We start from the raw sequence: 19,258 nt of genomic DNA, 5'->3' as shown, positions 1-19,258 counted from the left end.
CACCGCACCCGCCCACCGGCGGAGCGTGGGATCAGGTGACGGCGTGCGGACGGGCCGTCGGAGGCCCGCGGCGGCGTACCGCACGGGCCAGGACCGTGCCTGGCCTGGGTGTGACCGCTCGGGTCCGCGCGGGGCGCCACGGCGGCCGGTCGACCGGGCCGGGCCGCAGCAGCGGCCATCCGAGCGCGACGATCGCGAAGACCGCGCCGAGCAGCCACCACAGGGCCCGTTCGGCGCCTGCCATGAGCCCGGCCGCCGTGACCGCCGCCAGCGCGTGCGCGGCCGTCATCGCCGGGCCGGACCCGGCCGCGGGCGCGGGGGCCGCGGCCATGTGGTGGGACGGGCCGGAGGCCGCCACGGTGAACACGAGGTGGAAGGCCAGCTGAGCCCAGCCGAGCACGATGAGGATCTTCCAGAACGACAGCGTCCGGCCGGCCGCGCCGACGCTCAGGCCGCCCACCAGGACGCCGGTCAGCAGGACGGCCCACAGGGGCGGGAGCCGGGCGGGGGAGAGGCCCCCGCCGAGTGCGTGACCGGCGAGCGCGAGTGCGGTGGACGCGGCCGTGAGGAAACCGCCCCGCACGTACCGCAGAGTCTTCACCACACCCGGCCCGGCCACGAGAACAGCGTAGAGGGCGGCCGGCCAGGGCCCGCATGCGCTCCCCGCCAACATGTGACGTTCCAGGTCGGTGGTACGGCCATTGCCTGAACCGGCTCCGATCGTGTCGTCGTGGGTGGCACCGTGATGTACGGCCGCGACGGGGATCCGGTTCAGGGAATCCGGTGAAAGGGACGACCGCGCGGAGATACGGTCGTGCGCTTTCCCGGGATCGCTGATGGCGTGCCGACTGCGATCTGTGAGTGCGTCATGGTTATGATTCGTTCCGGTGTGAGCGGTCACCGGCGGACGCTTGACGCTATGCGTCAAGGCGATCGAGGGCCGGATGGTACCGTTCCAGAACTCGGGAGAAACCCCTTCATAGGAGCGCGGAAATCGGCTTCGTCTCGTCGGCAAGGCAGAGCGTCAAGTTCAGGATCGGGGCTTTCCTGCTGGTCTTGGCGGCGGTCTTCGCCGCCTCGTTCTGGACGGGCGGTTCGGTCGGCCCGGTCGCGGGAACCGGCGACGGCGGCGGAGCGGAGGGCGGCGCGGGGCCGGTGCCGTCGGCGCCCTCGGGCCTGCAGATCTCCGAGGACGGCTACACCCTCGTCCGGACGATGAGCGAGATCCCTCCCGGGGAGCGGACCGAGTTCGGGTTCATGCTGCTCGGGCCCGGCGGCCTGCCGGTGACCGGCTTCACCCCGGTGGACGGGGCGCGGCTGCATCTCCTCGTGATGCGCCGCGACCTGGCGGGATACCAGCATCTGTATCCGGCCGAGGCTGGGGGCGGGCAGTGGTCGGTCACGCTCACCCTGGCCGAGGCCGGCATCTACAGGTTCCTCGTCTACGCCCAGCCTGAGGGGGCCGCACGGCCGGTGCTCCTGGGGGCCGAGGTCGTCGCGCGGGGAACCCTCCGGCCCCGCCCGCTGCCGAGGCCGGAGCCGGTCGCCCGGGTGGCCGGCTACGAGGTCGGGCTGACCGGCGCGCCGGTCGCCGGGCGGGTGCGGACCCTCACATTCTCGGTCTCCGAGCGCGGCCGTCCCGTCACCGGTCTGCAAGGCCGCCGCGGCGGGCTGGCGGTGGTGCGCGCGGGCGACCTCGCCCTGCTGCGGACGCCGCGGGACGCCGTCCTCGGCGCCCACCGGGTGGGCGCGGGCCCGGACCTGCGGTTCCCCGTCGCGCCGCCCAGTCCCGGCGCCTACCGGCTGTTCCTGGAGTTCCGGCACCGCGGCGTGAGCCACACCGCGGAGTTCACCGTCCTGGCGGAACAGCCCGCGGCGATCTCCCCGGACGGCCCGCTTCCGGGGGAACGCGACCCGCACGGTCACGGGTGAGGCGGAGATCGGTGCCGGGCCCGTCTCGTAACGGGGAAACAGTCCTGGAACGCAGGGGATCACGCGTCAGTCCTGGGGAACGGGGACCCGCAGGACCAGCCGGGTGCCGGTGTCGACGTTCAGGAGGATCGCACCGGGCGCCTCCGCCCGGCCCTTGCCGGCGCGGGCGTCGTCGGTGACGAACGCCACCCCCTCAGGCGTGATCAGCACCTTCTCGATCCGCATGCGCCGCTGGGGGAGCGGTTGCAGCGCCAGCAGCGGGCCGAGCCGGGCCAGTACCCGTCCCGCGGCGGGACGGGTCACGCCGAACATCGCGCCGAGCTGCCGGACGGTCGCGTCCGTCCGGTAGTAGACGGCCACCAGCAGGACGCGGTCCGCCAGCGGCAGGGACCACTGCCGGCCGGGCAGGCCGTCGGCGACCTCCTCGCCGACGGCGCGCTCCAGGCCGGTCACGATCTCGGTGAATTCGTCCGGGGGCGATCCGGTGAAGAGCTGGATCGCCCCCGTGTTGGCTGCGCTGATCGGCTGCATATCAAAGGAGTCGGCGGGAGCCCGCGGCTGGTTCCCCGAGCCGGCGAATCCCGTGGAAGGCCATGCGGCGCGGGACCGCGGCCTCCGCCAATGGCCCTTTCATCACGTCCGGCCTCGATCGGCGGCATGGGTTCGGCACAACGGCATCATGACTGCGGTAAACGTGAGAGTAAATACGCGCGGTGACCGTGGTGTGAACTCCGGGTGCGCGGAGTGAGAACGCCGATAAAGACGTCGCCCGCTGTTTTCGGCCAGCACACTATTCAGCGTTACGAGACGGCATCCGCCGCGTATTGACATCTCACGACATCGGATGTTTAGGTCCACCTCGGGCACTTAGGTGCTTTTCGGGAGGATTTAACCGGGCTCGTTCGGGGGGTGGGTGCCGTGGCCGATGCTGGGGCCGCCGATCAGGATCGGCGGTATAGGGACGCGTCCGAATCAGGATGGCGGCCGCACCCCCGGGCGGCGGTGCTGTGCGGCGTGGGCGGCCACGTCCCGCCGTCAGTGGTCACGAACGCGGATCTGGCCGCGCGCGTCGACACCACCGACGAGTGGATCCGGACGCGCACCGGCATCACCCGCCGGCACGTCGTGGACCCGGGGACGGCCACCTCCGACCTCGCCGAGCGGGCGGGCGCCGCGGCGCTGGAGTCGGCGGGCGCGGCCACCGTGGACGCGGTCGTCCTCGCCACCACCACCCCCGACCACCCCTGTCCCGGGACCGCTCCCAAGGTCGCCGAGCGGCTCGGCATGAGCGGCACGCCCGCCTACGACGTCAACGCCGTGTGCTCCGGCTTCGTCTACGGCATGGCCACCGCGACCGGGCTCATCGCGGCGGGCCTCGCCGACCGCGTGCTGCTCATCGGCGCGGACGCCTTCACCACGCTGCTCGACCCCGAGGACCGCGACACCGTCGCGGTCTTCGGCGACGGCGCCGGCGCGGTGGTGCTGCGTTCCGGCGATCCCGGCGAACCCGGCGCGGTGCACGCGTTCGACCTGGGCAGCGACGGCTCGCTCGCCGATCTGATCATGGTGCCCGCCGGCGGCTCCCGGTACCCGACCCGCGGGACGGTGCCCGGCGCGGTGCCCCGCGCGGAACCCGGCGCGGAGCCCGGCGCCGGCGACGTCTGGTTCTCCATGCAGGGCAGAGCCGTCTACCGGCACGCGGTCCGCAGGATGACCTCCTCGTCCCGGGCCGCGCTGCTCCGGGCGGGCTGGACGACCGGCGACGTCGATCTGCTCGTCGGCCACCAGGCCAACATCCGCATCCTGCGGGCCGTGGCCGACGAACTCGGGATCCCGCACGACCGCGCCTGCGTCGACCTCGACCAGGTGGGCAACACCGCCGCCGCCTCCATCCCCCTCGCGCTGGCGCACGCGGCCTCCTCCGGTGCGCTGCGGGAGGGCGACAGGGTGCTGCTCACGGCGTTCGGCGGCGGCGCGACCTGGGGGTCGTGCGTGCTGACCTGGCCGAAGACCTGAGGCGCCCCGGACCGCAGGCACCCGAGACCGAACCGCATCTGGAGGGCGGGATCCCCACGCCCCAGGCGAACCGCGGAGGACGAACGTGGACAAGGACCATGTGCAGACGATCGTGACCAAGCTGATCTGCCGCGAGGCCCCCGACCTCGGCACCGACATCCCGCCGGCGGAGCGTTTCGAGACGCTCGGCGTGGACTCGATGACGGTGGTGGACATCGTCGCGGCGGTGGAGCGCGAACTGGAGATCGGGATCCCCGACGAGGAACTGGGCTCGATCTCGACCGTCGAGCGGCTGGTGGACCTGGCGCTCGCGCACACCCGGACGAAGGAGCAGTAATGATCATCGAACCGCAGGGCGGCGGGCTCGGGGTGGTGGTCGCGGAGTTCACCGCCGCGACCGCGTCCGACGAGGACGTCGCGCGCCTCCGGGAGACCGTCTACCGAGAGAAGATCGTGCTGCTGAAGGAGCAGCACCTGAGCCCGCGGGAGTTCCTCGACCTGGGCCGCCGGTTCGGCCGCCCCGAGGCCTACTACCAGCCCATGTACCACCACCCGGACGTCCGCGAGGTGTTCGTCTCCTCCAACGTCGAGGAGCAGGGGCGGCAGGTCGGCGTTCCGAAGACCGGGAAGTTCTGGCACTCCGACTACCAGTTCATGCCGCGGCCGTTCGACATCACGCTGATCCACCCGCAGGTCGTCCCGCGGAAGAACCGCGGCACGTACTTCATCAACCTGGCCCAGGCGTACGAGAACCTGAGCGATGAGCTGAAGAGGGCCGCCGAGCACACCCGGTCATGGCACAGCGTGCGGCGCTACTTCAAGATCCGGCCATCGGACGTCTACCGGCCGCTGTCGGAGGTCGAGGCGGAGGTGGAGAAGGAGACCCCTCCCTCGTCCCATCCCACGGTGGTCACCCACCGGTTCACCGGTGAACGGCTGCTCTACGTCAGCGAGGGGTTCACCTACGCCCTCGAAGACGACACCGGGGTCGAGCGGCCCGCACTGCTCAAGGAGCTCATCGCGGCCACCGGGCAGTCCGATCCCACCTTCGAGCACCCGAACATCCACGTCCAGACCTTCGACAAGGGCGACATGCTGATCTGGGACAACCAGAGCCTCGTGCACCGGGCGCTGCACACCGCCACCCCCGAACCGGCCGTCTCCCACCGCGTCACCGTCTACGACGCGTGAGCAGAGGCCCAGGAGCGCGAGATGACCACGCTGACCCATCCGGCCGATCGGGCCCGTCCGGCTCCCTTTCCGGACGCCGACCACCCATGCGACCAGGACCTGCTGGCGGAGACGCTCCGCTGCTACAAGCCGCACTGCCGGTACCTCACCTCGATCGGCACCAGAGTGCGCGACGGACACCTGTCGGCGATCGCCGAGCTGCGGATCCCCGAGTCCTGCTACATCGATGACACCGGCCACCTCAACGCCGTCGAGGTCAACATCTGCTACAACCAGATGCTCTACTACGTCATCGCCAAGGCCATCAGGGAAGGGCTCGCTCCGGAGTTCGGCGGCTGGACGCTGCCGGACTACTGGGAGCGCAGGCTCGGCGCCGTCCTCATCGTGAAGCTGCAGAGCTCCTTCCAGCGCCCCATCGACGCGCGCCACTTCTTCGGCGAGTTCACCCTCGGCCGTGCCAGGAGGTTCCGGCCGCCCGGCCGGGCCCCCGGGGACGAGGAGACGCTGATCTCGATGGACACCTCCTTTCGCTACTGGGACGACAACGACGGCCGCTGCTCCGGCCAGGTCAAGGTCGCGGTGACCGAGGGCGCACCCGCGTTCTGAGACCCGCGGCGCGACCCTGCCCCCGACCGAAGGGAGATCGTGTGTACTTCGCGCAACTGCAGACCGTGGCCTCCGCCATCCGGTTCCACGCCGGACGCATCGGTGACCAACCGGCGATCGTGTGCGCCGGTCGGTCGCTCGGCTACGCCCGGCTGTACGGGGAGGCCTGCCGCGTCGCCCACGCGCTCCGCGCCGAAGGCGTCCCGGAGCAGGGCCGCGTCGCCTATCTCGGCAAGGAGTCCGTCCATTACTACGAGGTCTTCTTCGGGTGCGCGCTGAGCGGGACCGTGCTGGTGCCCATCAACTGGCGGCTCACGCCCGTCGAGGTCGAGCACGTGCTGCGCGACTCCGACAGCGAGGTGCTGGTCGTCGACCGCGACCTGCTGAAGGCGGCCGCCGAGGTCGTGTCCGCGTCCCCGCGGCTGCGCGCGGTGGTGGTGCTGGACGCCGGCGCCGCCGGTGACACCGTTGTCACCGGCGGCGCCGGGGAACGGGATTTCGACGGCTGGAAGGCGGCCCGGCCGCAGAGCGATCCGGGGATCGTCACCGACCCCGAGGACCCGATCGTGCAGCTCTACACCAGCGGGACGACCGGGCTGCCCAAGGGCGTCGTGCTGGCGCAGCGCAGCCTGTTCAAGATCCGGGACGCGCTGGCCAAGGAGGGCCTGGACTGGATCGACTGGCGCCCCGGGGACGTGAGCCTGATCGGGATCCCGGGGTTCCACGTCGGCGGGATCTGGTGGGCGATGCAGGGATTCAGCGCCGGTGCCACCAACGTGGCCATGCCGCGTTTCGACAGCGGCGTCGCGGTCGGGCTCATCCGCGACCTCGGTGTCACCACCGCGTGCATGGTCCCCTCCATGCTCCGGCTGCTGCTGGCCGAGCCGGGCAGCGGCCCGGACGACTTCCGCACCCTGCGCAAGGTCGTCTACGGCGGCTCTCCGATCTCCGAGACGCTGCTGGCCGAATGCCTGGAGACCCTCGACTGCGACATGGCCCAGATCTACGGCCTCACCGAGACCGGGAACACCGCGGTCTGCCTGCCGCCGGCCGACCACGTCCCGGGCGGCCCCCGGATGCGCGCCGCCGGCCGCCCCTACCCCGGCGTCCAGGTGAAGATCATCGATTCGGACGGCTCTCCGGTCCCCGCGGGGACGGTCGGCGAGGTCTGCCTGCACAGCCCCGCGAACATGCTGGAGTACTGGCGGCAGCCGGAGGCGACGGCCCGGACGCTGGTCGACGGGTGGATCCACACCGGGGACGCGGGCCGCCTCGACGAGGACGGCTACGTCTTCATCCAGGACCGGATCAAGGACCTGATCATCGTCGCCGGGGAGAACATCTACCCCGCGGAGATCGAGAACGTTCTGGCCAAGCATCCGGCGGTGGCCGACGCGGCGGTGGTGGGCGTGCCCGACGACCGCTTCGGCGAGGCGGTGCACGCCTTCGTGGCGCTGCGTCCCGGCGCCCAGGCCGGCCCGCGGGACCTGCTGGAGTTCCTGCGGGAGCGGATCGCCGCCTTCAAGATCCCCCACCGGTTCGAATTCGTCGACCGCGTGCCGCGCAACCCCAGCGGCAAGATCCTGCGCCGCGAGCTGCGCGACCGGCTCTGGCAGGGCCGCGACCGCAAGGTGAACTAGAGGGTAGAGGGAAGCGATCGTGACACAGCGCCTGGACGCCGCGGACCTGCGCCGCGACGTGGCCGAACTGCTCTACCTGCCACCGGAGGAGCTGACCGGTGACCTCGACCTGTTCGCGCAGGGCCTGGACTCGATCCGGCTGCTGTCGCTCGTCGAGACCTGGCGCGGGCGGGGGGGCCGACATCAGCCTCGTCGCGCTCGCCGAGCGGCCCACACTCGCGGCCTGGTCCGAGCTGATCCTCGGCACCCGGGCCGGACCGGGCCCCGGCGGCGGCCGCCGGGGCGGCACCCGCCGGCCGCTGACCGAGGCGCAGCTGGGGATCTGGACGGGCCAGCAGCTCGATCCGGACAGCCCGGCCTACAACACCGCGGAGTACGCCGAGATCAGCGGCCCGCTCGACGTGACGGTCCTGGAGGCGGCGATCCGCCACGTCGTGGACGAGACCGAGGCGCTGAGCGCCGGGCTGCGCGTCGACGGCGACGGCCGGCCGTGGCTGCTGCCGGGCGAGGCGCCCGCCTGGCCGTTCCACGTGCTCGACTTCAGCGGCGAGGCCGACCCGGCGGCCGCGGCGCGGGCCTGGATGGACGAGGACGTGGCCAGGCCCATCGACCTGACCGCCGACCCCCTCTTCGGCCACGCCGTCCTCGAACTCGGGCCCGGCAGGCACCTCTGGTACCACCGGGTGCACCACATCGCGCTCGACGGCTTCGGCCTGGCGCTCGTCGCGCGGCGGGTCGCGGCCGTCCACACCGCGCTGGTGAAGGGGGAGCCCGCCGGCGAGGCGGACTTCGGCTCTTTGCAGGCGGTCGTCGAGGAGGACGCCGCCTACCAGTCCTCGCCCCAGCGCGAGCGCGACCGCGAACACTGGCTGGAGCGCTGCTCGGGGCGCCCGGATCCGGTGACGCTCGCCGGGCGGCCGGCCGGGCGGTCGGCGACCTTCCTCCGCGCCGTCTTCGACGTCGACCCGGGCACCGCAGAGGGCATGCGCGCCCTCGCGCACGCGGCCTCGGTGACCTGGTCGGAGGTGTTCCTCGCGGCGTGCGCGGCCTACACCCACCGCATGACGGGCGCGCGGGAGGTGACGCTGGGCCTGCCGGTCATGGGACGGCTGGCGTCGGCGTCGCTGCGGGTGCCGGGCATGGTCCTCAACATCGTCCCGCTGCGCGTGCCCGTGGACCCGGGGGCCGGCGTGCGCGACCTCGCCGCCGTGGTGGCGGCCCGCATGCGGGAGGACCGGCCGCACCACCGCTACCGGTACGAGCATCTCCGGCAGGATCTGGGACTCAGCGGTGAGCGGGGCAAGCTCTACGGGCCGGCCGTCAACATCATGCCGTTCGACTACGGCCTGGACTTCGCCGGAAGCCGCGCCGTCGTCCACAACGTGTCCGCGGGACCGGTGGAGGACGTCTCCATCAACGTCTACGACCGGGCGGACGGCGCCGGCCTGCGGATCGCCATGGACGGCAACCCCGCGTGCCTCGACGGAACGGAACTGGACGCGCACGGCCGGCGGCTGCTGGCGTTCCTGGACGCCGCCCTCGCCGAGCCCGAGCGCCCGCTCCGCGATCTGGACCTCCTCCTGGAGGACGAGCGGCACCGGCTGCTGGCCGAGTGGAACGGCACCACGCGGGAGGTCCCGTCCGGGACCGTCACCGAACTGTTCGAGCGGCAGGCCGCGCGCACCCCCGACGCGGTCGCGGTCGTCTGCGGTGACTCCACGATCACCTACGGGCGCCTGAACGCGCGCGCCAACCGCCTCGCCCGCCTGCTGGTCGAGCGCGGCGCGGCGCCGGAGGAGCGGGTCGCGCTGCTGCTGCCCCGTTCGGCGGACCTGGTCGCCGCGCTGCTGGCGGTGCTGAAGGCAGGCGCCGCCTATCTCCCCCTCGATCCCGGGCTGCCCGCCCGGCGGTTGCGGTCCATGCTCGACGACGCACGGCCCGCGCTGCTGGTCACGACGGAGGACCTGGCCGCGCCGCTGCCGCCGCCCGCGCCGGGACCGGGCGCCGGCCTGGTCCTGCTGGACGACCCGGAGGTCAGGGACGCTCTCGCCTCCGGCACCGGCCCCGCCGCCGTGCCGGAGACCGACCTCACCGACGATGATCGGCGCGCACCGCTGCCTCCCGCGAGTCCGGCCTACCTCATCTACACCTCGGGGTCGACGGGGCGCCCCAAGGGAGTGCTCGTCCGGCACGACGGCCTGAGCAACCTCTACCACCACCACCTGCGGGAGATGTACCTGCCCGAGACCGCAGCGGCGGGCGGGGCCCGCGTCCGGGCCGCCCTCACCGCGACGCTGGCGTTCGACACCTCCTGGGAAGGCCTGTTCTGGATGATCGCCGGGCACGAGATGCATCTCGTCGAGGACGAGGTGCGGCGCGACGCCGAGGCGATGGTGGACTACATCACCGACCACGAGATCGACTTCCTGGACGTGACGCCCTCCTACGCCGAGGAGCTCCTCGCGGCGGGCCTGCTCGCACCGGGACGCCGCGCGCCGCGGGTGGTGGCACTCGGCGGCGAGGCGGCCGGGAGGTCCCTGTGGCAGCGGCTGCGTTCGGCGCCCGCGACGGTGGGATACAACCTGTACGGCCCCACCGAGTGCACCATCGACACCCTCTGGTGCCGGCTGGAGGACAGCGCCACGCCGATCGTGGGCAGGCCGGTCGCGAACACGCGCGCCTACGTCCTGGACGCCTCCCTGCGCCAGCTCCCGCCCGGCGCCACCGGCGAGCTGTACCTGTCGGGGGTCGCGCTGGCCCGCGGCTACCACCGCAGGCCGGAGCTGACCGCCGAGCGGTTCGTCCCCGACCCCCACGGCCCGCCGGGCGCGCTGATGTACCGGACGGGCGACCTGGCACGCCGACGCTTCGACGGCGACCTCGAATATTTCGGCCGCGCCGACGAGCAGGTGCAGATCCGGGGATTCCGCGTCGAACCCGGTGAGGTCGAGGCCGTCCTGCTGGAGCATCCGTTCGTTGCGCAGGCCGCCGTCCTGGTGCGGGAGGACGCGCCCGGGGCGGCGAGCCTGGCCGCCTACGTGGTGCCCGCGGACTCCACCGGCGACCTCGACCCCGCGGCGCTGCGCGTCCACACGGCCGACCTGCTGCCCGCCTACATGGTGCCGTCGGCCTTCGTGAACCTGCCGAAGCTGCCGCTGAACGCCAACGGCAAGCTCGACCGCGGGGCCCTGCCGAAACCGGACCGCGCCGCCGGCGCCCCCGGCCGGAGCCCCCGGACGCCCCTGGAACGGCGCCTGTGCGAGCTGTTCGCGGAGACCCTGGGTCTCGCCGGCGTCGGCGTCGACGACGACTTCTTCGACCTCGGCGGGCATTCGCTGCTGGTGACGCGCCTGGCGGGCCGTATCCGGCGCGAGCTGGGCACCGCCGTCCGGGCCGGGGCGCTGTTCGAGCGATCCACCGTCGAGCGCCTGGCGGAACTGCTGGAGGGGACCGCCGAGGGCGGCACCGGGGCGAGCACCGAGGCGGAACCGCCCGTCCCGGCGGATCTGGAGGCCGAGGCCGTCCTCGACCCCTCCATCAAGGCCGCCGGCGCGGCCCCGGTCCTGGACGGCGGGGTCCGGCGCGTCCTGCTGACCGGGGCGACCGGCTTCCTCGGCGCGTTCCTGGCGCACGAACTCCTGGAGCGCACGGACGCCGAGGTGTGGTGCCTGGTGCGGGCGGCCACCCCCGGCCAGGCGCGCGGCAGGGTCGAGCAGGCACTCGACCGCTACCGCCTGAACCCCGGCCCGGCCGCGCGGAACCGCATCGTCGGCGTGCCCGGCGACCTGGAACGCCCACGGCTCGGTCTCGACGACACGGCCTTCACCGAACTGGCCGAGCGGATCGACCTCATCGTGCACAACGGCGCCACGGTGAACCACGTGGCCCCCTACTCCCGCCTCAAGGCGCCGAACGTCCTGGGCACCCAGGAGATCCTGCGGCTCGCCGCATCCGGCCGGACCAAACCCGTCCACCACGTATCGACCTGCGACGTCGCGGCCGACGCGGACGGCGGCCCGCACACCCTCGCCGAGGACCGGCTCGCCCCCGCCCACGCCGTCCTGCGCAACGGCTACGTGGCCGGCAAGTGGGTGGCCGAGCGGCTGGTGCGGACGGCCCGCGAACGCGGCGTGCCCACCACGGTCTACCGGCCGAGCCGGGTCGGCGGGCACAGCCTCACCGGGGCCGGCGGCGACGGCGACGCGCTCTGGAACCTCATCCGCGCGATGATCGTCCTCCGGGCCGTCCCCGCCGAGTTCACCGCGGACACCGGATTCACCGTCGACCTCGTCCCCGCCGACTTCGTCGCCGGGGCCGTGGTGCACCTGGCGCTGCGGGCGCCGTCCGGCGAACGGTCCTACCACCTGACGCATCCGCGGCCGACCACCATCGCCTCGATCGTCGGCCACCTGCGGGACGCCGGATACGAGCTGGCCCCGGTCGCACGGCGCGAGTGGGACCGCAGGCTCGCCGATTCCGCCGAACGGGGCGCGCTGGCGGGCGACTACTCCCTGGCCCGAGCGTCGCTGATCAGCGCGAACTTCGGCGGACCGCCCCGGGAACGCGAGTTCGAGCGCACCGGCGCGCGCGACGGGCTGGCCGGGTCCGGTATCCGATGTCCTGACATCGACGGCACGCTCCTGCGGCGGTACCTCGGCTTCTTCGTGGAATCGGGGTTCGTCCCCCCGGCCGGGAACGCGCCCGCCCGCGACCGATCGGCCCGCCCATGACCAGCGGGACGGATTCCACCGGGACGACGGCCGACACCGGCGCCGGCCACCCGGGCACGGCGCGCGTCTGGCTGACCATCGCGGCACTGTCGGTCGGATCGTTCCTGTTCGTGACGTCCGAGACGTTGCCGATCGGGCTGCTGTCCGAGCTGTCGGCCGATCTGAACGTCAGCGAGAGCGCAGCCGGGCAACTGGTGACGGTCTACGCGTTCTGCATCGCACTCGGCGCGCTCCCCTTGACGATGCTGCTGTCCCCGATGAACCGCCGGCGGTCGCTGCTGGCCGTGTTCGCGGTGTTCGTCGTGGGCACCGCCCTCGCGGCATGGTCACCCGGATTCGGGGCCCTGGTGGCGACCCGCACCGTGGTCGCGCTGGCGCAGGCGGCGTTCTGGGCCATCGCCGTCTCCTACGCCGCGAGGCTGGCGCCGCCCGGACAGCAGGGCAGGGCGATCGCCATGGTGTACGCCGGGATCTCCTTCTCCCAGTTCCTCGGCGTGCCCGGAGGGTCGGCCCTCGGCCACGCGCTGGGCTGGCGCACCGCCATGCTCGTCATGGCGCTGGCCGGGCTGCTGACGCTGCTGGTGCTGGCGGCGGCCACGCCGCCGATGGAAGGACAGGCCCCGGTCGGGCCGCGTCAGGTGGCGGGGCTGGCGGCGCAGGGCCGCGTCCTCACGGCCATCGCCGCCGTGGCGCTCTCCTTCACCGGGGCGTACGTGGCCTTCACCTACCTCAGCCCGCTCCTGCAGGACATCGGCGGCGTCGAGACCGGCATGGTCTCGATCTTCCTCCTGCTCTTCGGCATGGCGGGCGTCGGCGGCAACGCGCTGGCCGGGATGCTGGTCGACAAGCGGCTGACCTGGGCGCTCTACCTGGCCGTCGGCGGCCTGTTCGGCACGCTCGTGCTGTTCGGCCTGGCGGCGCGGTGGCTGCCCGTCGCGGTGGTCTCGATCGTCCTGTGGGGGCTGTGCGGATCGGCGCTGCCGACCACGTTCACGTCCTGGGCCCTCCGGCTGGCGCCGACCGGCCAGGAGGCGATGACGGCGCTGCTGGTGATCGCCGTCAACCTCGGTCTCGGCACCGGCGCCCTCGTCGGAGGCAGGCTCCTGGCCGGACCGGGCGCGGAGGCGGTCGTCTGGGGCGCCACCGCCCTTCTCGGGGCGGCGGCCGCCGCGGTCACGGTCGTGGCACGGAGATGAGCCTGCCGCGGTGGCGCGCCCGCGCCGCACCGGCGGCGGTGTCCTCGCAGGCCGGAGCCGCTCGTGCTCCGAACGGCCCGGCGGACGCGGGACGGTGCGCGGCGCGCGGGGCGCGCAGGGTGCTCCACGGGGAGGCGGCTCACATAGACAACGCTATCCCTTTGAGCTTGGCGCCGCCAGCCCGCCGGGTGGCGAACCCGGGAACCCGCCGGGCCCGGCCGTGTCAGCGCAGGTCCAGGGCTCGCAGTACCCCCCTGCCGAGGGCGTCCTCGTGCTGCGCGCGCTCTCGGGCGTAGAGGCGGGTCAGGTCGTGGAACCGGTAGCGCACCGGGCCCTCGGCCGGCTCGACGACGTCCAGGAGGTGCGTGTCGATCAGCTCGTCGAGCAGGCGCTGGGCGACCTGCGGGTCGACGTCCAGGACCGCCGCGGCCGTCCAGTGCGCGAAGTCCGGCTCCTCCAGCGCGCCGAGCCGCCGGAACAGCCGGCGGGCCTTGGGGGTCAGCGCCAGGTAGCTCGGCGTGAGGCTGGACCGCACCCCCAGCCCTCCGTAGGCCAGCACGTCCAGCGGCCGGGCGCCGGTCAGCCCGGCGACCAGGTCGGCGACCCGGTAGTGCGGCCGGGCCGCCAGTAGCGAGCCGGCGGTCCGCAGCGCCAGCGGCGACCCCGCGCAGAGCCGGACCAGAGTGCGCAGGTGGGCCGGGTCGGCCGCGGCCAGCCGGTCGCCGGTGACCTTCCGCAGCAGCGCCGCGCCGTCGGGTTCGCCGAGGTCGCCGAGGGCGATGCGGTGGGCGCCCACCAGCGCGCCGAGCCGGGTCCGGCTGGTCACCAGGACCCCGCACGTTCCGGAGCCGGGCAGCAGCGTGCTGAGCTGGCCTTCGTCTCTGACGTCGTCCAGGACCACCAGCGTGCGCCGCTCGGCCAGCAGGCTCCGGTACAGCCCGGCGCGCTCGTCCTCGTCGTCGGGGACGGCGGCCGCGGGGACGCCGAGCGTCCGCAGGAAGCGGCCGAGCACCGTGTGCGGGTCCAGCGGCGACTCGGTGGTGGCGAGCGTGGCGAACAACTGGCCGTCGGGGTGCGCCCGCAGCACCCGGTGCGCCGCCTGGATCGCCAGGCTGGTCTTCCCGGAGCCGGCGCGGCCCGAGATCGTCACCACGGCCGTCGGGTCCTCGGGCGCCCGTTCCCCGCCGAGGACCTGCTCGATCGCCTCCAGTTCGGCCTGCCTGCCGGTGAAGTCCCGCAGCGCCGAGGAGAGCATGCGCGGCACGACCGCGGGGCGAGCCGGTCCGGCCGTCGCCGGGAGCGGTGCCGCGGGTCCGAGCGAGACGTCCTGGCCGAGGATGCGCTGGTGGATCTCGCGCAGCTCCCGGCCCGGATCGAGCCCGGCCTCCTCGATCAGGGTCCGCCGGGCCTGCGTGTACGCGTTGAGGGCGTCCGCGCGGCGCCCGCAGTGGTAGAGCGTCAGCATCAGCTGACCCCACAGGCGCTCCCGCAGCGGGAACTGGCCGGTCAGGGACGTCAGCTCGCCGAGCAGCTCGCCGTGGCGACCCAGCCGCAGGTCCACCGTGATCCGGCGTTCCAGCACCGACAGGCGCTCCTCTTCGAGCCGGGTGGACTCCACGGCCAGCGTCGCGACATCGGTCATGCCCGCGAAGGCCGGGCCGCGCCACAGCGCCAGCGCCTCGCGGAGGCGCCGGCTCGCCTCGTCGAGGCGGCCGGCCGCCTCCAGGGCCCGGCCCGAGGCCGCCAGATCCTCGAACCGCGCCGTGTCCAGGTCCTCCCGGCGCGTCGACGCCAGGTAGCCGGACCCCTGCCGGACCAGGCACGCCGGGTCGCCCAGGCACAGCCGGAGCCGGTGGACGTAGGTCTGCACGTTCTTGACGGCGCTCTTGGGGGGAGCGTCCCCCCACAGCGCACCCGCGAGCTGCTCCATCGAGACGGGCCGGCCGGCCCGGGACAGGAGCATCGCCAGGATGATCCGCGTCTTGGGCGTGCCCAGGTCGAGCTCGACGCCCTCCCGGCACACCGACAGCGGACCCAGCAACCGGTATTCCACGGACCTCATCATCCGGGGCGAGACATTAGGGGTGATCGCCCGGTCGGCTGGTGTAGATCGCGTTAACGCGATGTAACAAACCGGTCTACTGTCGCTGACAGTGACGAGTGAGTATACGCACTGTTCGTTGTCGCGCCGGCGCGGCCTCACAGTGCGGGCAGGACGGATCGGCGCTCGTCGATGCCATGGGCCGGCCGCCGTACCGCCATTTATTCGATGTTTCTCAGGGGTCACATCACGATCACTCTGTGAGCTGGATCATTGCATGCATGTAGCATATGCCAGGCATATGCCGAACTTATGCCGGACATATACCGGTGGCAGTTAAAGTTCGGCGAACGGGCCCCGAAAAGCGAGGCATGTCCCCAGGTGTCCAATTATCTTGGGTCGGGCGGGATGGCGGCCGGGGCCTTAATGGTTCGAGAAAGGAAAGGTATGGGGGCAAGAGGGATTGTGCTCTGCATTTCGAGTGGCGGCCATGACCGTGCGGCCGGCGGGCGGTGCCGGCCGCTCATCTGAGGAGCGGGCCCGCCGGAGCGCCCGCGACCGTTCACCGGCTCCCGTGCTCCCTGCCCCCCGGTCGGCGTCATCCCATCTGACCATTGACGTCACGGCTCCCGGAGCCACGACATGCTGCGCGCGGCAGCGCGGAACCCATCGCCGCGACGATGCCCGCCCGGGCCCGCGGCGCGCCTCCGCCGACCGCGCCAGGACGTGCGGGCCGACGGCTGCGCACGCGTCATCGAGCCTTGTGGCCAGCCCCGATATCCGGCCGGATATCGGGGCCCGCCGTGCGTCTTTCCATTCACTTCTCATCTCCGCGGTGAGTCGATCGTGTGTCGGTCATCGGCCCTGGGAATGCTTCCAACACATTCGGGAGTGCTGGCGATATGCATCTGGTGGAACGAGACAAAGAATTCGATGCGCTGACCGAAGCGTTCAGGGAATGCGCGCACAATGGCGGGCGATTGATTCTGGTCAATGGCCCTCCCGGCAGTGGGAAGTCCGCCCTCCTGGATCAGTTCTGCGAGCGGGTGGGAGCGGCCGGGGGGCGTTCTCGCAGCGCGGTCGGGCGCAAGGTCGAAATGGGGCAGCGACTCGGGATCGTCGAGCGGCTGTTCCGCGTCCCGGACGCCTCCGCGGAAATGCTCGACGCGCTGGACCGCGCACTGACGGCGATCGCGGAGCAGGACGCCGGGCATGATCTCGCGCAGCGGCCCCCGAGCCATGAGATCACCCGTCTGGCGGCGGCCCTGCGGCGGGACATCTCCGGCTCGCCCCTGGTGATCTGCGTCGACGACGTCCAGTACGCCGACGCCGCCTCGCTCCAGGTCCTGTCGCTGCTGATGGGCCGGCTCGACGAACTGCCGCTGCTGCTGGTCGTGACGGAGCCGGGCGGCACGCCCGCGCCGCCGATCTCCTTCCAGATCGAGGCGCGGCGGGTCCGCCGGGTCCGCCGCCTGCGGCTGGGGCCGCTGAGCAGGTCCGGCGCGCTGGAGGTGCTCGCCGGGCGCGTGGGCGGGCCCGCCGCGGCGCGGCTGGCGGACCGGTTCTACGAGATCACCGGCGGGAACCCGCTGCTGGTCGGCTCGCTCGCCGAGGAGTGCGGCGAGCTGGCACCGCCCGCGGACCCGGACTGGGGCTGCCTGGCCACCGGCGAGCGGTTCACCTCCGCCGTTCTGGTGTGCACCGGCAGCGGGGACGCCGACACCTTCTGGATCGCCTGCTGCGTCGCGGTGCTGGGGGACGAGGCGACCGTCGGGAGGGTCGCCCGGCTGGCGGGGGCGCACCGTTCGGCCGCGGCCGCGGTGATCCGGGAGCTGACCTCCGCCGGATTGGTCGCCGAGGTGAGGTTCCGCAGCCCGGAACCGGCCGCCGCGCTCCTCGCCCGCCTGCCCCCCGCCGACGTGTCGGTTCTGCACACGCGGGCGGCGCACCTGCTCTACGAGGCGGGCCTGCCGTTCACCGCGGTGGCCCGGCACCTGGTCGGGGAGGAGGCGGTCGGCGAGCCGTGGGTGGTGCGGGTGATGCTGGAGGCGGCCGCGGAGGCGAGGGAGCGCGACGACGTCGGGTTCGCCGTCACCTGCCTCGACGCGGCGGCGCGGGCCTGCTCGACGGACGCCGAGCGGGTGCCGGTGGAGATGGCGCGCAGGCTCGTCGACTACCGCGACAGCCCGCTGCTGGCGCACCGGTGGACCGAGTCGCTGCTCGCCGCGATGCGCGCCGGCCATCTGTCGCAGGGCGACATCGCGCAGCTCGTCATGGACCTCGCCTGGCAGGGCCGGCTGGCGGATGCGAAGGAGGCGCTCAGCCGGGCCGGTGAGGCGGAGAGCGGCCCGGGCGCGCGCGGGCGTACGACGTCCGTGATCGCCCACGAGCTGTTCGAGCTGCTCTACCCGCCGGAGCGGGGGGCCACGGGGCGGCCGGCGGGGCCGGTCAGCGACCACCGGGCCATGGTGGTGCGGACGCTGTCGGCGGTGCTCGCCAACGGCGGCGACGACCAGAGCACGAGCCTGGCCACGAGCTTCCTGGGCGGGATGGAGCTGAACGAGCACACCATCTCCACCATCGTCAGCGCGCTGCACATCCTGATCTTCGGGGGCAGGCCGGACATGGCGCTGCCGTACTGCGACGCCTGGTACGAGGAGGCGGTGGCGCGGGGGAGCCGCACGTGGCAGGGGCTGCTCGCCTGGACGCGCGCGTCCATCGCCATGCACCAGGGGGACCACGTCGTGGCCGATCGCCGCGGCAGGGACGCCTTCGCGGCCATCCCGCCGGCCGGCTGGGGCGTCGTCGTCGCGGCTCCCCTGGCCGCCTGCGTGTCCGGGAGCGTCGCCCTGGGCAGGACCGGGGACGCCGCGAAATGGCTGAGCACCCCGGTTCCGGACGCCCTGTTCCAGTCCCGCTTCGGCCCGCAGTACCAGTACGCCTGGGGCGAGTACCACCTGGCCACCGACAGGCCGGACGCGGCGCTGGAGGATTTCCTCGCCTGCGGGGAGCAGCTGGGCAAGTGGAACATGGACATCCCGTCCGTGCTGCCGTGGCGCATCGCGGCGGCGGAGGCGTGCCTCGCACTGGGGGACGCCGCGCAGGCGCGCCAGATCATCGACGGGCACGACCGCCGCTCCTGCGTGAACCCGCCGCGGATCCGCGCGGCCTTCCTGCGGGTGCTGTCGATGACGAAACCGCTCAAGGAGCGTCCCGCGCTGCTCCAGGAGGCCCTCACCGCGCTGGCGGGAGGGGCCGACCGGTCCGAGGCGATCCGCGTGCTGGCCGACCTGGGGCAGGTGCTCGCCGATCTCGGCATGTCCGGCCGCGCCAGATCGATCGCGCGCCGGGCGTGGAACATGGCCCGCGACGAAGGGCTGGAGGCATTGTGCGCGCCTCGCCTGTCGCCGAGCCTTTCCGCGCATCTGGAGGTTTCCGACGACGTGGACATGGAAGGCCAGATTTCGCTGTCCGAGTCGGAACTCGCGGTGGCGAAACTCGCCGCACTGGAGCACACGAATCGTGAGATCAGCCGGAAGCTGAATATCACCGTGAGCACGGTCGAGCAGCATTTGACGCGCGTCTACAAGAAGCTCGGCGCACGCGGGCGCCATGAAATATCGATCCTGCTCCAAATGAACGCCGCGACCGTCGCCGTCCGCAGCGAGTAGCGGATCGCCGGCCGCTCCGGCCGCGTTCCCGTCCACGGGGCCGCGGCCGGCTTCGGCGTGCCCGCGCGCAGGCGCGCCGACCGCCGATGCGCCGCCCCGGAACAGGCACTCCCGGTCCTCCCGCCGAGGTCAGGGGAGGGCAAGGGGTTGGAGATAGGGGCAGCGGAGGGGTTGGCTTGCGATCGCCTGGCGTGCTGGTACGAACTCGCGAATAGGCCGAATTGACCGGGGGCGC

The 19,258-nt window shown here is 73.0% G+C and carries 12 protein-coding genes and 1 pseudogene; 10 read left to right on the top strand and 3 right to left on the bottom strand.

Annotated elements, in window-relative coordinates:
* Positions 1–31 precede the first annotated feature (31 nt).
* Positions 32–619, bottom strand: a complete 588-nt coding sequence (locus ACZ466_RS00735; protein ID WP_378281011.1) for a hypothetical protein — start codon at positions 617–619, stop codon at positions 32–34.
* 437 nt (positions 620–1,056) lie between these two features.
* Between ACZ466_RS00735 and ACZ466_RS00730 the strand changes: the two genes are divergently transcribed.
* The gene (locus ACZ466_RS00730) at positions 1,057–1,932 is read left to right on the top strand and encodes a hypothetical protein (protein WP_378281012.1); all 876 of its coding nucleotides are present in this window, start codon (positions 1,057–1,059) and stop codon (positions 1,930–1,932) included.
* A 66-nt stretch (positions 1,933–1,998) separates the two neighbouring features.
* On the opposite strand, the gene ACZ466_RS00725 is transcribed toward ACZ466_RS00730, so the two are convergent.
* Positions 1,999–2,463, bottom strand: coding sequence for a helix-turn-helix domain-containing protein (locus ACZ466_RS00725; RefSeq protein WP_378281013.1), 465 nt, complete (start codon positions 2,461–2,463; stop codon positions 1,999–2,001).
* A gap of 471 nt (positions 2,464–2,934) precedes the next feature.
* Here ACZ466_RS00725 and ACZ466_RS00720 point away from each other — a divergent pair, with 471 nt between their 5' ends.
* The 8 genes and pseudogenes from ACZ466_RS00720 to ACZ466_RS00685 all read left to right on the top strand — a co-directional run bounded on the left by ACZ466_RS00720 (position 2,935) and on the right by ACZ466_RS00685 (position 13,311).
* On the top strand, positions 2,935–3,948 hold the full coding sequence (locus ACZ466_RS00720) for a beta-ketoacyl-ACP synthase III (protein ID WP_378281026.1): 1,014 nt from the start codon (positions 2,935–2,937) through the stop codon (positions 3,946–3,948).
* Positions 3,949–4,033: 85 nt separating this feature from the next.
* Complete coding sequence (locus tag ACZ466_RS00715; protein WP_378281014.1) at positions 4,034–4,285, top strand: acyl carrier protein; 252 nt, start codon at positions 4,034–4,036, stop codon at positions 4,283–4,285.
* Positions 4,285–5,139: a (3R)-3-[(carboxymethyl)amino]fatty acid oxygenase/decarboxylase gene (gene scoE, locus ACZ466_RS00710; protein WP_378281015.1), complete on the top strand. Its 855-nt coding sequence runs from the start codon at positions 4,285–4,287 to the stop codon at positions 5,137–5,139. Before ACZ466_RS00715 ends, scoE begins: the two co-directional genes overlap by 1 nt.
* A gap of 21 nt (positions 5,140–5,160) precedes the next feature.
* Positions 5,161–5,745, top strand: coding sequence for an FcoT family thioesterase (locus ACZ466_RS00705; protein ID WP_378281016.1), 585 nt, complete (start codon positions 5,161–5,163; stop codon positions 5,743–5,745).
* Positions 5,746–5,786: 41 nt separating this feature from the next.
* Positions 5,787–7,385 (top strand): long-chain-fatty-acid--CoA ligase, encoded by a 1,599-nt coding sequence (locus tag ACZ466_RS00700; protein WP_464042641.1) that lies wholly within the window; start codon positions 5,787–5,789, stop codon positions 7,383–7,385.
* Between the two features lie 19 nt (positions 7,386–7,404).
* Positions 7,405–7,491: pseudogene (locus ACZ466_RS00695) on the top strand (hypothetical protein); the annotation flags it as partial.
* Complete coding sequence (locus ACZ466_RS00690) at positions 7,484–12,115, top strand: amino acid adenylation domain-containing protein (protein ID WP_464042639.1); 4,632 nt, start codon at positions 7,484–7,486, stop codon at positions 12,113–12,115. The pseudogene ACZ466_RS00695 and the gene ACZ466_RS00690, both read left to right, overlap by 8 nt.
* Positions 12,112–13,311 (top strand): MFS transporter, encoded by a 1,200-nt coding sequence (locus ACZ466_RS00685; protein WP_378281019.1) that lies wholly within the window; start codon positions 12,112–12,114, stop codon positions 13,309–13,311. The genes ACZ466_RS00690 and ACZ466_RS00685 overlap by 4 nt, the downstream gene beginning before the upstream one ends.
* Positions 13,312–13,534: 223 nt before the next feature.
* Here ACZ466_RS00685 and ACZ466_RS00680 read toward each other — a convergent pair whose 3' ends face one another.
* Complete coding sequence (locus ACZ466_RS00680; RefSeq protein ID WP_378281020.1) at positions 13,535–15,364, bottom strand: AfsR/SARP family transcriptional regulator; 1,830 nt, start codon at positions 15,362–15,364, stop codon at positions 13,535–13,537.
* Between the two features lie 890 nt (positions 15,365–16,254).
* Here ACZ466_RS00680 and ACZ466_RS00675 point away from each other — a divergent pair.
* Positions 16,255–19,023 (top strand): helix-turn-helix transcriptional regulator, encoded by a 2,769-nt coding sequence (locus ACZ466_RS00675; protein ID WP_378281021.1) that lies wholly within the window; start codon positions 16,255–16,257, stop codon positions 19,021–19,023.
* Positions 19,024–19,258 lie beyond the last annotated feature (235 nt).

The sequence above is a fragment of the Actinomadura rugatobispora genome, assembly GCF_055379765.1.
The sequence above is the reverse complement of the archived record's forward strand: the minus strand, read 5'-3'. Positions and strand labels throughout refer to the sequence as shown.

What these genes read in the sequence shown, in the direction of transcription:
- ACZ466_RS00725 (WP_378281013.1), bottom strand. Translation starts at nt 2,463, where the DNA reads ATGCAGCCGATCAGCGCAGCCAACACGGGGGCGATCCAGCTCTTCACC.
- scoE (WP_378281015.1), top strand. Translation starts at nt 4,285, where the DNA reads ATGATCATCGAACCGCAGGGCGGCGGGCTCGGGGTGGTGGTCGCGGAG.
- ACZ466_RS00705 (WP_378281016.1), top strand. Translation starts at nt 5,161, where the DNA reads ATGACCACGCTGACCCATCCGGCCGATCGGGCCCGTCCGGCTCCCTTT.
- ACZ466_RS00685 (WP_378281019.1), top strand. Translation starts at nt 12,112, where the DNA reads ATGACCAGCGGGACGGATTCCACCGGGACGACGGCCGACACCGGCGCC.
- ACZ466_RS00675 (WP_378281021.1), top strand. Translation starts at nt 16,255, where the DNA reads ATGCATCTGGTGGAACGAGACAAAGAATTCGATGCGCTGACCGAAGCG.